Consider the following 13,215-nt stretch of genomic DNA (forward strand, 5'->3'; position numbering starts at 1 on the left):
GCCCGAGCAGAATCGAGCACGATGACGAAATCCCCGCGCAGCGTCGGCCGTCCGTCCACCCAGGTACTCACCGAGGAGCGCATCCTGAAGGCGGCCTTCGCGCTCAGCGCCCAGCGCACGCCGCGCCAGTTCACCATGACCGCCCTCGCCGACTCGCTGGGCGTGCGCACCTCGGCGCTGTACCACCACTTCGCGAACCGGGACGCCGTGATCCGGGCGATGCGGGGACGCGTCAGTCGCTCGCTCGCCACCCCCGTGCTGCACGAACTTCCGGTCGAAGACGCGCTCCTGACCTGGGCGCACAGCTACCGGGACGCCGCGATCGCCGCCCCCGAAGCGATGGTCATCCTGGCGACCTCGCCGATCGACGCCGACGAGGGCTCGTTCGCCGACTACGAGCAGATCGCCCGCCTGCTCGCCGACGACGGCTGGCCGACCGACACCATCGTGGACGCCATCGTCGCCCTGGAATCGTTCATCATCGGCTCGGCACTGGATGCCCTCGCCCCCGCGGACAACATGGCTCCCGGAGCGCTTGCGCCGCAGTTCCCGACCTTCGCCGAGGCTGAGGCCGCACGTGCCCGTCTGAGCACGGACCCGGCGCGCCGCACCTTCGAGGTCGGAGTGCGGGCGTTGATCCGCGGGCTCGCTGCATGGGCGCGGGAGAGCACCGCGTAGGCTGGTCGGGTGGCCTCCCCCGCAGCTGACGACTATCTGAAGACCGTCTACGCGCACACCGAGTGGCAGGATGCGCCGATCACCCCGTCGGTGCTCGCCGCGAAGCTCGGCATCGCGCCCTCGTCGGTCACCGAGATGGTCAAGAAGCTCGCCGCCGCGGGGCTCGTCTCGCACGTGCCCTACGGCGCGGTGCGGCTGACGGAGGCCGGCACGGCCCGCGCCCTCGCGATGGTGCGCCGCCACAGGCTGGTCGAGACCTGGCTGGTGCAGGAGTTCGACTACGGCTGGGACGAGGTGCACGACGAGGCCGAGGTGCTCGAACACACCATCAGCGACCGACTGCTGGAAGGCATCGACGCCCGCCTGGGGCGCCCCCGCTTCGACCCGCACGGCGATGCGATCCCCGATGCCGACGGGCACGTGGAGCGGGTGCCGTTCGTGCTGCTGGCCGATGCCGCTGTGGGACACACGGGACGCGTGCTGCGGGTGAGCGACCAGGATCCGGAAGTGCTCCGCGCCGTGGAGGCCGCCGGCATCGCGGTCGGCGTCGAGGTCACGGTGACCGCCGCCGGTGTGTCTGTCGACGGCACCGACGCCGAGGTCGCGCACGCCGCGGACGTGATCTGGCTCACCGCCTGAACCGATCTGTTGCGGCACCCCTCTGCCACACGGACATGTGCCGGCAACACTCGCCCTCTAGGCTGTGCACATGGCACAACGTGACGACATCGAATGCTGGCTCACCGACATGGACGGTGTGCTCGTCCATGAGAACGACGCCATTCCCGGGGCGTCCGAACTGCTCGCCGGCTGGGAGAGCGCAGGCATCCCGTACCTGGTGCTCACCAACAACTCGATCTTCACCGCGCGCGACCTCTCGGCACGCCTCCGCATCAGCGGACTGCACGTGCCCGAGGAGCGCATCTGGACCTCGGCCCTCGCCACCGCCGACTTCCTGAAGCAGCAGCTGCCCGGTGGCTCGGCGTTCGTGATCGGCGAGGCCGGCATCCTCACCGCCCTGCACGACGCCGGCTTCATCATGACCGAGACGAACCCCGACTTCGTGGTCGTCGGCGAGACGCGCAACTACTCGTTCGAGGCGATCACGAAGGCGATCCGCCTCATCATCGGCGGCGCGCGGTTCATCGTCACGAACCCGGATGCCACGGGTCCGAGTACCGACGGGCCGCTCCCGGCCACCGGTGCGATTGCGGCCCTCATCACCAAGGCCACCGGCAAGGAGCCCTACGTGGTCGGCAAGCCGAACCCGATGATGTTCCGGTCGGCGCTGAACAAGATCGGCGCGCACTCGAAGCGCACCGGCATGATCGGCGACCGGATGGACACCGACGTCGTGGCCGGCATCGAGGCGGGCCTGCACACCGTCCTGGTCCTCACCGGGATCAGCGACCAGGCCGAGGTCGAGAAGTACCCGTTCCGCCCCGATGAGATCGTGCAGTCCGTGGCCGACCTGCTGCCGCGGATCACCGAGACGATCCCGACGGTGAAGACGAAGAAGTAGCCCATGGGCGCACTGGAAGACGGCGAGCGGATTCGGGCGGCCGATGCGGTCGCCTGGCGCACCTGGCTCCAGGAGAACCACGAGCGGACCACGGGCGTCTGGCTGTTGAGCGTGCGGGGTGCCGCCGACGGCGTCGAGTACGAGGACGCCGTGCGGCATGCGCTCTGCTTCGGATGGATCGACGGCCCGGTGCGCGTGTTCGGCGAGGGAACGGACGAGCGCGCCGTCGGACAGTGGTTCTCGCCTCGCCGTCCCGGCAGCGGATGGGCGGCGACGAACAAGGCTCGGATCGCGGAACTCGAGGCGGAGGGACTGCTTGCCCCGGCCGGGATCCGTGTGCTGGAGACGGCGAAGGCGAATGGCTCCTGGACCGTGCTCGACGGCCCCGAGGCCGGGATCGAGCCGGACGAGTTCGCCGCCGCCCTCGATGCCGTCCCCGCTGCGCGCGAGAACTGGGACGCGTTCCCGAAGTCGGTGAAGAAGTTCGGTCTCACGCACATCGCGATGGCCAAGCGCCCGGAGACCCGGTCGGCCCGCATCGCCAAGATCGTGGCGGATGCCGCGGAGGGGAAACGACCATGAACCAGAACGACCTGCTGTTCCTCGTGGTCTTCCTGATCCTGCTCAGCTCGCTGACCGTGTTCATCGTGCAGTTCGTGCGCTCCCGCCGTGGTCGCGGCGGCTCGGACGACGGCCGCGCGGGCTGGTGGGAAGGCCCCTGGGACGACGACGACCGCACGCGCTGAGCCCGCGCCCCCGCCCTTCCCCGCTGCGCGCCCGTCTGCCGTCCGGAGCAGATGTCGGGAGATTTCACGGATGTCGGGCGGATGAGGGGCATTCGCCCGACATCCGCCCATCCTCCCGACATGTGAACCGACGACAGGCGTGACACCTGCTCCCGCTCAGGACGCCAGCGACGCGCCGGGGATCGCGGCGAGCAGTTCCCGCGTGTACGGATGCTGCGGGTCGTCGAAGATGCGCTCCGGCGTGCCGCTCTCCACCACGACACCGCGCTGCATGACGTGCACCTCGTCGGAGATCATCCGCACGACGGCGAGATCGTGGCTGATGAACAGGTAGCTCAGGCCCAGGCGCTTCTGCAGGTCGGCGAGCAGATCGAGGATCTGCGCCTGCACCAGCACGTCGAGCGCCGAAACCGCTTCGTCGAGCACCACGAGCTCAGGCTCGAGCGCCAGGGCGCGGGCGATCGCGACGCGCTGACGCTGTCCGCCCGACAGCTCGTGGGGCAGACGCTCGGCCATCGCCGCGGGGAGGGCGACCTGTTCCAGCAGCTCGAGCACCCGCGCCTTGCGGGACGCCGTCGTGCCGATGCGGTGGACACGCAGCGGCTCGGCGATCGACTGCTCGACGGTGTAGCGGGGGTCGAGTGAGGCGTAGGGGTTCTGAAAGACGGGCTGCACCCGGCGGCGCAGGGCGAACAGCTCCTTGCGGCGGAGAGTGGTCAGGTCGAGCCCGTCGAACAGGATCGATCCCGACGTGGCGTCTTCGAGCCCGAGCACCATGTTCGCGGTGGTCGACTTGCCGGACCCCGACTCCCCCACGATCGACACCGTGGTGCCCCGCCGGATCTCGAAGCTCACCCCGTCGACCGCGGTGAACGTCTGCGGTTCCCCCGCTTTGGGGGCGCGGAGCGCGAACTCCTTGCGGAGGCCACGGATCTCCACGAACGGAGTGCCCGTTGCGGCCTCGCGCTGCGGCAGGGCATCCCGCCGGGACGCGAGGCTGGGCGCCGCGGCGAGCAGCTGCTTGGTGTACTCGTGCTGCGGGGCGCCGAGGACCTCGGCGGACGTCCCCTCCTCCACCACCCGGCCACGGAACATGACGACGATGCGGTCGGCGCGCTCGGCGGCGAGGGCCAGGTCGTGGGTGATCAGGAAGACCGCGGTGCCGAGCTCATCCGTGAGCGTGTCGAGCTGGTCGAGGATGCGTCGCTGGACCGTCACGTCGAGAGCGGAGGTGGGCTCGTCGGCGATGAGCAGGCGCGGCTTGCAGGCGAGACCCATCGCGATCAGCACGCGCTGCCGCATACCCCCGGAGAACTCGTGCGGGTACTGGTGAGCGCGCTGCGCGGCGTCCGCGATCCCCACCATCTCCAGAAGCTCGACGACCCGAGCCTTCGTGGCGTCTCCGTGCGTGTGACCGTGCACCTCGAGGGCCTCGCCGATCTGCTCGCCCACGCGCATGAGCGGGTTGAGGTTCGACATCGGATCCTGCGGCACGAGACCGATCCCCGCGCCGCGCAGCGAGATCATCGCGTTCTCGGGCAGATCGGTCAGCTCGCGCCCGTCGAAGCGGATGCTCCCGGCTGTGATCGCGCCGTTCTCCGGCAGCAGGCGGTTGACCGCCGCGGCGGTGGTCGACTTGCCCGATCCCGACTCCCCGACGACCGCGACGGTCTCACCGGCGGCGATGTCGATGTTGACGTCGCTGATCGCGGTGACCAGCTCGGAACCGGTCCGGAAGGCGACGGCGAGACCGCTGATGCTCAGCACGGGCTCGGTGATGCTCATGATGTTCTCGTTCCTTCGTTGTCGTCCAGGAGGGCGGGGAGCACCGCGCGCCAGAGCGCCTCGGTCGGTGCGGGTTCGGGGGCGAAGAGGCGGGTGCTCAGCAGCACCGCGGCGGTGCCGGTGTTCGGGACGATCCCGAGGGCACAGCCCGTGAAGCCGGGGTGCCAGAGCACGCGGGTCGGCCGGCCGGCGACGGCGACCGTGTCGCTGCGCCACCCCAGCGCCTGTCCGGCGTCCGGTCCGTCGCGGAAGAGCTCGGCGACGTCGTCCGGGCCCCACAGCGCGGGATGGCGCTCGGGTGCGGCGAGCGCCGCCCCCAAGGTCAGCAGGTCGGTCGCGGTGCTGAACAACCCCGCGTGGCCGGAGACGCCACCGAGAGCATGGAAGCAATTGCCGTCGTTCACGACACCGGTGATCTCCTCCTCGCGCCAGGTGAAGTCCCGCGCCGCGGTGAGGATCGGGTAGGGCTCCCCCGTGGCGACCATGCGACGTTCGGCGACGTCACCGATCGCGGACGAGGCCACGGGCCGACCCACGGGTCCGTATGCCGTGCGATCCAGGCCGAGGGGTGCGGTGACGAGCTCGCGGACGGCGGCGTCCAGAGGCAACCCGGTGACCGCCGCGACGATGCGGCCCAGGAGCATGAAGCCGAGGTCGGAGTAGTGGCGGGCGTCGTCGAGGGCGTATCGCAGCGGGATCGCATCCGCCGCGGCCGATGCGTCGCCTGCATGCTCACGGTCGAGGTAGAGAGGCTGCCACTCCCACAGGCCGGCGCGGTGCTGCAGGAGGTGGCGCACCGTCGTTCCCGGAGCGCAGGCGGTCCCGGAGACGAAGCGGTCGACCGGATCGTCGAAGCGCAGGTCGCCCCGGCTGATCAGTCTGAGGATCGCTGTCGTCGTCGCCGCGACCTTCGAGACCGAGGCGATGTCGAACACAGTCTCGGTGGTCATCGGGGTTCCGGCGAGGTCGGCCAGGCCGCCGGCCGTGACATCACGTCCCGCATCGGTCACGACGCCCGCGACGACTCCGCGCGGGGCGGCCTCCATCCCGAGGACGGCGGCGACGGCTGCGGCGGCGGTCATACGCGCACCTCCGTACCGCGGCCGAGGTCGCGATCGAGGTCGCGGTCGCGGTCGCGATCGATGTCGCGGTCGCGGTCGCGATCGATGTCGAGGAGGATGTCGGTCTGCGCGTCGGATGCGAGCCCGAGGATGCCCAGTCCCGTGCCCGCCCCGAGCGTCAGCACCTCACCGGACGGGGCGACCCCGCCCACCACGGGTGAGCGACGCAGCCAGGATGCCGCGTCCAGGTCGTGCACGACATCGGGGACGACGGCTGCTGCGAGGTGGGCTGCGGCACTCACGCCGACGTGGGACTCCATCATGCAGCCGATCACGACCCCCAGACCCGCCTCTCGTGCGGCCTCCGCGGCAGCGAGCGCCTCGGCCGGACCGCCCGTCTTGGCGAGCTTGATGTTCACGAGGGCGGCGGCTCCCCGATCGGCGATCACGCGCACGTCCTCGGCCGTCCGTACCGACTCGTCGGCCATGATCGGGGTGTCGACGGCCGCCGTCACCGCGGCGAGCGCGTCGAGGTCATGGGCGGCAACCGGCTGCTCGACGAGTTCGAGCCCGAGGTCCGCGTCCTCGGCGGTACGGATCACGCGGATCGCGGTCTCGGCGTCCCAGGCCTGGTTCGCGTCGATGCGCAGGGTGATGTCGGGCCCGACAGCCGCGCGGACGGCGCGCAGTGCGGCCACGATGTCGTGCGCGGCCGAGGCCTTGAGCTTGAGGCAGCCGAAGCCTGCGGTGACGTACTCCTCAGAAAGCGTCGCCACCGCCTCCGGCTCTCCCACGGACAGGGTCATATCGGTGCGGACGTGCGACGTTCTTGAGGAGTTGTGCACCGCGTGCGCGCGAGACAGCTCGGCCACGAGCGAGACCTCCCGCTGCTGGGCGGCGAGATCGGCGACCGCGCACTCGACAGCGTTGCGGGCGGCCGCATTGCCCCAGATCGACCGCGCGATGTCCCCCGGGAGCCCGGCGTCGCCGGCATCGCGACCGAGCACGGCGTCGGCGAGCGGACCTGCGACCGCGGCGGCGACGCTCTGCGGACTCTCCCCCGTGACGCGCCAGCTCGTGGCGGCTTCCCCGTATCCTCGGCGCCCCTCCGCATCGGTCGCCTCGACCAGCACGACGTCGAGACGGTCCGTCTGCCGCACGGCGGTGATGAACGGGCGCACCAGCGGTGACGACACCCGGAGCACGCGCAGACGCACCACGGTGCTCATGTCCACTCCTTGCGCATGCGCTGCTCGGGCTCGCCGAACTCCGGCTGCGTGCGGGTGGCCCCATCCGGATGCCAGCCCTTCGCCTCGTAGAAACCGATCGACGGCGCATTCGCTGCGAACACCCACAGTGTCGCAGCTTCGGCCCCGGCCTCCCGCAGCTCTGCCGTCGCCCGGGTCAGCAACGCTCCACCGATGCCGCCGCCGTGGGCACGGGGCGACACGTACAGGGAGTGCACGGCCCCGTCGATCCGCCCGTCGGTGTTCGACGTCGCCGCGTACCGGGTGATCCCGACGATCCCGCCGTCCCGCTCGGCCACGAGCACGATGCCCACCGGGTCGGAGAGCACCCGCCGCCACAGCGTCTCCGCGCGCGCGTCGGTCATGGCGTCGATCGCCGCATCGGGGAGGACGCCGCGGTAGCTCTCCCGCCAGCAGGCGAGGAACACCTCGAGCACCCCGGACAGGTCGTCCGGGGTGGCGGGGCGCACCTGGAGGGTCACGATGTCGCGGCCTCCGTGAGCACGAGGGAGTCGATGGCGGCGACGGGTTCCGGCATCTGCAGCGGACCGTCGCCCGGGGTGATCGTGCCCAGGATGCGCGGCTCACGAGCACCGGTGCCGCCCGGGACGATCGCGGGGACGCCGTGCATCGTGGACCAGCCGATCAGGGCGAGGAGGATCGCCTCCTTGCTGTCGGCCGCAGCCCCCAGCTCGTCGGCCAGCACGACCTCGGTCGCGGGCAGGGCGGCGCGCAGTCCGTCGAGGATCAGCGGATTGCGGCAGCCGCCGCCCGACACGGCGAGGAACCCGATGCCCGCGGCCTCCACGTCGCGTGCGACCGTGCGGACGGTGAGTTCGGTCAGTGTCCGCACGACATCCGCCACCGCGATCTCGCGCCCCTGCGCGGCGAGGTGCTCGTGCACGTAGCCGAGGTGGAAGTGCTCCTTGCCCGTGCTCTTGGGCGGGGTGAGCGCGTAGTAGGGGTCTTCGAGCAGAGCGGCCAGCAGCGTCTCGTCGACCTGTCCGGTGCGGGCGATCGCGGCGTCGTCGTCGTAGCCGAGCGGGTTGAGGTCGTGCTCCACGATGACCGCGTCGACGAGTGCGTTCGCGGGGCCGATGTCGTAGGCGACCAGGCCGTCCTGCCGCACCACCGTCATGTTCGAGATGCCGCCCAGGTTCAGGGCGGCGGACACCCCGGCGCGTGAGCGCAGCAGCAGCTCATCGAGGAACGACACCAGCGGCGCACCGTGGCCACCGACGGTGATGTCGCGGATGCGGATGTCGGAGACCACGGGGGCACCCACCTTCTCCGCGATCCAGGCGGGCTGCCCGATCTGCAGGGTGCCCCGCGCGTGCGCGCCGTCGACCCAGTGGTACACGGTCTGTCCGTGCGAGCAGACCGCGTCGATGCCGCCCACTTCTGCGGCGATGTCGGCCGCGACATCGGCGAACGCCTGACCGATGAGCGTGTCGAGCTCCGCGACCTCGGCGAGCGTCGTCTGCGCCGGTGGCAGCGCCGCGATCAGCCGTGACCGCAGTTCGGGGGCGTAAGGCACACTGGTCGCCGCGAGCACCGTGCCGCGCAGGTCCACGCCGTGCGCGGTGAAACCGCCACTGGTCGTGAAGTCGACGACGGCGGCATCGATCCCGTCGTGCGAGGTGCCGGAGATCAGTCCGAGGACGCGCATCAGTTCTCCTCCAGTGCGGTGCGCAGCCGGCCGTCGGCGGCATGCAGTCGTGCGGTCGCCGCCGCGAGATCCTCCCCGCGGCGGATCATGATCGACGCGAGCTTCACGTCATAGGCGGCCGATTCCAGAGCGGCCAGCGCCGCGTCCCGGTCGACCGCCGCGATGGTCTGCACCATCCGGATGGCCCGCTCACGCAGCTTGTGGTTGGTGGCCTTCACATCCACCATCAGGTTGCCGTACGCCTTGCCGTTTCGCACCATCGAGATGGTCGAGAACATGTTGAGCACGAGCTTCTGGGCCGTGCCCGACTTGAGCCGGGTCGAACCGGAGAGCACCTCGGGGCCGACCTCGACCTCGATCCCGTGCTCCGCCGTGGCACTGAGCGCGGTGCCGACGTTGCACGAGAGACCGATGCTGAGCGCTCCGAGCTCGCGCGCACGGCGGACCGCCGCGATCACATAGGGCGTGCGTCCGCTGGAGGCGATGCCGATCACGGTGTCGAGCGGACCGATGCCGGCCGCGTCGATCGCTGCAGCGCCCGCGTCCGCGTCATCCTCCGCACCCTCGACGGGGTTCACGATAGCGCCGGGGCCCCCGGCCATGATCGCGAAGACGAGCTCCGGCGGCGTGCTGAACGTGGGCGGGCACTCCGAGGCGTCGAGCACACCGATGCGTCCGGGGGTTCCCGCGCCGACGTAGACCAGGCGGCCACCCTGCGCCATGCGAGCGGCCGTCTCCTCGATGGCGGGCACGATCTGCGGCAGGGCGCGCTGCACCGCGGCGGGCACTGTGGCGTCCGCCTCGTTCATGGTCTGCGCGAGTTCCGCCACGCTCATCAGGTCGAGTTCCGCATAGCGCGGATCGCTGGCTTCCGTGGCCAGTCCGCCGAGATCCTCCCGGGTCATCGCTTTCCTCTGTTCCGGGGGTCGAGACTGTCGCGCAGCCCGTCACCGAGCAGGTTCAGGCCGACGACGAGGAGCACCACGATCACACCGGGCGCGATCATCGTCCACGGCGCGATCGTCACGAGCGTGCGCGCCTCGAAGATCATCGAGCCGAGCGAGGGTGCCGGCGGCGGTGTGCCGAGACCGAGGAAGCTCAGCGAGGCCTCGGTGAGCACGGCCCACGACAGGGAGAGCGTGACCTGCACAATGATGATCGACGTGATGTTCGGCAGCACGTGCCGGAACATGGTCGCCATGCGACTCTGACCCGTGCTCTTGGCCGCCTTGACGTACTCGACCTCGCGCAGCGACAGCACGGGCCCTCGGGTGACGCGGATGAAGATCGGCACGTACACGATCGCGATGGCCACGGCGATGGTGAACCAGTTGCGGTCGAACACCGACGCGAGCGACAGGGCCAGCAGCAGCGGCGGGAACGCGAACAGCACGTTGGTCACCGCCGTGATCGCGCCGTCGGAGATGCCGCGGTAGAAGCCGGCGATGAGTCCGCACACGGTTCCGACGACGGTGGCGAAGGCCACCGCGACCACCGAGATCAGCGCCGAGTTGGCGACACCGGCGGCCACGCGGGAGAACACGTCGCGACCGAACTGATCGGTGCCGAACCAGTGCACGGCGGACGGCGGCTGCAGGCGGGACGGCGGATCCTGCGCGAGCGGGTCGAACGGCAGCAGCCCGAACGCCGAGACGAGGCTCAGCACCGCGAGCAGGACGACGATGATGAGGCCCGTGAGTCCACTGCGACTGCGCAGCAGGAGACGCACGCGCTCCATGCTGCGCCCGCCGCCGGGGGCGAGGGTCGGAGTCTGAGAGATGTCGGTCATGCGGCACGCACCCGAGGATCGATGACCCGGTAGAGCAGGTCGGTGAGCAGGTTGACGATGACGAAGGCGAGCGCGATCACGAGGACGGTGCTCTGCACGAGTGCGTATTCCTTCTGCTGGATGCCGAGGAGCACCTGTCGCCCGATGCCAGGGAGCGAGAAGATCTGCTCCACCACCACGGCGCCGCCGAGGAGGTAGCCGAACTGCAGGCCGGTCATCGTGACGATGGGAACCAGGGCGTTGCCGAGCACGTGACGCACCTGCAGCCGCCGCGGCGGGACGCCCTTCGCCCTGGCCGTGCGGATGAAGTCGTTGGCGCGGATCTCGAGCACCGCGGTGCGGGTCGTGCGCATGATCGGCGCGGCGATGCCGAAGCCGAGCACGATCGAGGGCAGCAGCATCTGCTGGAGGTTCAGCAGCGGGTCCTCGAACAGCGTGGCGTAGGCCTGACCGTTCGGGTTGAAGCCGAACGAGGAGGCGAGGATCGCCAGGAGCGCCGTCCCGAGCAGGAACGCGGGGATCGAGAGACCGGCGAGGCCGACGACCTGTCCGACGCCGTCGCGGAACGAGTCGGGCTTCGAGGCGGAGAGCATTCCGAGGGGGATGCCGATGGCCAGGGCGATCACGATCGAGAAGATCGCGAGCTCGAAGGTGACGGGAAGAGCGGCGGCGGTGAGATCGAGGACGCTGGTCTGTGCTCGAGAGGAGAAACCGAGGTTGCCGGTGAAGATGTTGCCCAGCCAGGAGAAGAACTGCACGAAGAGCGGCTGGTCGAGGCCGTAGTAGGCCTCGAGGGCTGCGCGTTGCGACGGCGTGAGGGCGGCCGCCTCCGTGCCGAGGCCGGAGCTGATCTGATCGCCGGGGATGGCCCGCAGCATCAGGAAGACGAAGATGGCGACGCCGAGGAGCGTGCCGAGTGCGGCGACGATGCGTCGCAGCACGCTGTTGCGGAGGAGCTGTCTGAACATGCGCGTGTGGGGGTGCCTGTCGTCGGGGAGGGAGGGGGCGCGGGGTGGCCGCGCCCCCTCCGATCCGCTACTTGATGGAGGTGGTCCGCAGGTACTGCAGCGAGCCGTTCGCCATCGGGACGAAGCCGTCGACGGTCGAGGAGGTCGCGGTGTAGGTGTAGCTCGTGAACAGCCAGATCCACGCGGCGTTGTCCTCGAGGTTCTCGGAGACCTGCGCGTAGATGTCCTTGCGCTTCTCCGGGTCGGCCGTCTGGCGACCCTCGGCGAAGAGCGCGTCGAGCTCGGGCGAGGAGTATCCGGCGACCTTGTTCAGGTTTCCGGTGCTGGTGAAGTAGCGGCCGTACATGCCGTCGGGGTCGGGACGACCGCCGTTGAGGGCGACGGCGGCGTCGAAGTCGGCCGCGATCCAGCGGTCGACGAACGCGCCGGACTCGAGCACCTCGAGGTCGAGCGTGATGTTCGCGTCGGCCAGCTGCGCCTTGAGGTTCTGGGCCTCGTTCACCGACGTCGCATACTCACCCTGGGAGACGATCGTCTTGATGGTGACGCCGTCCTCCTTGCCCGCCTTCTTCAGGTACTCGGCGGCCTTGTCGAGATCGCGCTCGGGGCACGGACGCGCCTCCGGGTCGGACTTGTACGCGGGAGAGGTGAGGGGACCGGTGACTTCGCCCTCGCCGAGAGCTGCCGTGTCGAGCACCTCCTGGCGGTCGATCGCGCACTGCATCGCGAGTCGCACGTTGACGTCGGTCAGGTCACCGCGCGTGGCGTTCAGCTGCAGCGCGTGGTAGCTCAGCTGCGGGGTCGTGGCAACCTCGACGTTCGCGCCCTCGGCGGTCTGTGCGACCAGCGGGTCGTCGAAGACGGCCAGCTGCACGTTGCCGGACTGCATCGCCGACACGATCGATGACTCGTCGGGGATCACCCGGAACTCGACCGTGTCGAGCAGCGCCGCGTCGCCCCAGTAGTCCTCGTTCTTCGCCAGCGTGATCGACTGGCTCGCCTTGCGGTCGTCGAGGATGAAGGGACCGGTGCCGTTGGGCGTGGTGTTCAGCCCCTCTTCGGTGTCGTCCGAGGAGAGCATCGCCATGTTGATCACGGCGAGGTTCGCGGGAAGCGCGGCGTCGGGAGCGCTCAGGGTGAGGGTGACGGTGTTCTCGTCGGTGGCCTCGACCGCGGTGACGGAGGCGAGAGAGCTCGCTGCGACGGCCGCCGTCTCCTCGGCGGCGATGGCGTCGAGCGAGTACTTCACGTCTTCGGATCCGAAGGTGCTGCCGTCCGCGTAGGTGACGCCCTCGCGCAGGTGGAAGGTCACGGTGAGACCGTCTTCCGAGACGTCCCACGACTCGGCGAGGCCGGGGACCACGTTGAGGTCCTCATCGAACTCGGTCAGCGTGCCGTACAGGTTCTGCAGGACGTTGACGGCCTGGAACTGCGTCGCCTTCCAGGGGAAGAGCGTGTCGGGATCGCTCGTGACGCCGATGACGAGGTCGCCGCCGGCCTCACCCGTCGACGGAGTGTCGGACGCGGGTGCGGAACAACCGGTGATCACGAGCGCCAAAGCGACACCCGTGGCTGTGAGAGCGCCGAATGACGCCCGCCGTGCTGTGCTCATTGCTGATTCCTCCTGGCTGGGACGCGTCGCCGTGGCGTCGGGTCAGGCTCTGTTGCCTGCCGCCCGCGAACATCGTCGGTCTGGGTTGGTACTAAAAGTACACGACAGACACTACTGATGTAACAGAAGTTCCTCTAC

14 protein-coding genes are annotated in these 13,215 nt (G+C 70.0%); 5 read left to right on the forward strand and 9 right to left on the reverse strand.

The genetic code is table 11. The annotated features are described in order from the left end of the window. The first annotated feature begins 21 nt into the window (after positions 1-21). From LRQ07_RS16255 to LRQ07_RS16275, 5 genes are all read left to right on the forward strand, one after another. The gene (locus tag LRQ07_RS16255) at positions 22-678 is read left to right on the forward strand and encodes a TetR/AcrR family transcriptional regulator (protein ID WP_232763222.1); all 657 of its coding nucleotides are present in this window, start codon (positions 22-24) and stop codon (positions 676-678) included. 9 nt (positions 679-687) lie between these two features. Then, complete coding sequence (locus tag LRQ07_RS16260; RefSeq protein WP_232763221.1) at positions 688-1,317, forward strand: metal-dependent transcriptional regulator; 630 nt, start codon at positions 688-690, stop codon at positions 1,315-1,317. A 70-nt stretch (positions 1,318-1,387) separates the two neighbouring features. Then, entirely contained in the window at positions 1,388-2,200 is an 813-nt protein-coding gene (locus LRQ07_RS16265; protein ID WP_047521068.1) for an HAD-IIA family hydrolase, read from the forward strand. A gap of 3 nt (positions 2,201-2,203) precedes the next feature. Next, positions 2,204-2,782 carry a YdeI/OmpD-associated family protein gene (locus LRQ07_RS16270; RefSeq protein WP_047521070.1) on the forward strand — a complete coding sequence of 193 codons (579 nt, stop codon included), beginning with the start codon at positions 2,204-2,206 and terminating at the stop codon, positions 2,780-2,782. Beyond that, the gene (locus LRQ07_RS16275) at positions 2,779-2,946 is read left to right on the forward strand and encodes a hypothetical protein (protein WP_256535214.1); all 168 of its coding nucleotides are present in this window, start codon (positions 2,779-2,781) and stop codon (positions 2,944-2,946) included. Before LRQ07_RS16270 ends, LRQ07_RS16275 begins: the two co-directional genes overlap by 4 nt. 156 nt (positions 2,947-3,102) lie before the next feature. Here LRQ07_RS16275 and LRQ07_RS16280 read toward each other — a convergent pair whose 3' ends face one another. The 9 genes from LRQ07_RS16280 to LRQ07_RS16320 form a co-directional block, all read right to left on the reverse strand. Then, entirely contained in the window at positions 3,103-4,731 is a 1,629-nt protein-coding gene (locus tag LRQ07_RS16280) for an ABC transporter ATP-binding protein (RefSeq protein WP_256535215.1), read from the reverse strand. Further along, positions 4,728-5,813: a serine hydrolase domain-containing protein gene (locus LRQ07_RS16285; protein WP_256535216.1), complete on the reverse strand. Its 1,086-nt coding sequence runs from the start codon at positions 5,811-5,813 to the stop codon at positions 4,728-4,730. The genes LRQ07_RS16280 and LRQ07_RS16285 overlap by 4 nt, the downstream gene beginning before the upstream one ends. Next, positions 5,810-7,021, reverse strand: coding sequence for an enolase C-terminal domain-like protein (locus tag LRQ07_RS16290; protein ID WP_256535217.1), 1,212 nt, complete (start codon positions 7,019-7,021; stop codon positions 5,810-5,812). The genes LRQ07_RS16285 and LRQ07_RS16290 overlap by 4 nt, the downstream gene beginning before the upstream one ends. After that, positions 7,018-7,521: a GNAT family N-acetyltransferase gene (locus LRQ07_RS16295; RefSeq protein ID WP_232763218.1), complete on the reverse strand. Its 504-nt coding sequence runs from the start codon at positions 7,519-7,521 to the stop codon at positions 7,018-7,020. Before LRQ07_RS16295 ends, LRQ07_RS16290 begins: the two co-directional genes overlap by 4 nt. After that, a complete protein-coding gene (locus LRQ07_RS16300) occupies positions 7,518-8,708 on the reverse strand; it encodes an anhydro-N-acetylmuramic acid kinase (protein WP_256535218.1) in 1,191 nt (396 codons plus the stop codon). Before LRQ07_RS16300 ends, LRQ07_RS16295 begins: the two co-directional genes overlap by 4 nt. After that, positions 8,708-9,613 (reverse strand): N-acetylmuramic acid 6-phosphate etherase, encoded by a 906-nt coding sequence (gene murQ, locus LRQ07_RS16305; protein WP_134352393.1) that lies wholly within the window; start codon positions 9,611-9,613, stop codon positions 8,708-8,710. The genes LRQ07_RS16300 and murQ overlap by 1 nt, the downstream gene beginning before the upstream one ends. Then, positions 9,610-10,497, reverse strand: coding sequence for an ABC transporter permease (locus LRQ07_RS16310; protein WP_052193357.1), 888 nt, complete (start codon positions 10,495-10,497; stop codon positions 9,610-9,612). Before LRQ07_RS16310 ends, murQ begins: the two co-directional genes overlap by 4 nt. Continuing rightward, entirely contained in the window at positions 10,494-11,465 is a 972-nt protein-coding gene (locus tag LRQ07_RS16315) for an ABC transporter permease (protein ID WP_047521078.1), read from the reverse strand. The genes LRQ07_RS16310 and LRQ07_RS16315 overlap by 4 nt, the downstream gene beginning before the upstream one ends. A 67-nt stretch (positions 11,466-11,532) precedes the next feature. After that, the gene (locus LRQ07_RS16320) at positions 11,533-13,077 is read right to left on the reverse strand and encodes an ABC transporter substrate-binding protein (RefSeq protein WP_256535219.1); all 1,545 of its coding nucleotides are present in this window, start codon (positions 13,075-13,077) and stop codon (positions 11,533-11,535) included. Between the last annotated feature and the right edge of the window lie 138 nt (positions 13,078-13,215).

This window comes from Microbacterium sp. J1-1, assembly GCF_024498615.1.
In the GTDB taxonomy this organism is placed as follows: Bacteria; Actinomycetota; Actinomycetes; order Actinomycetales; family Microbacteriaceae; genus Microbacterium; species Microbacterium aurugineum.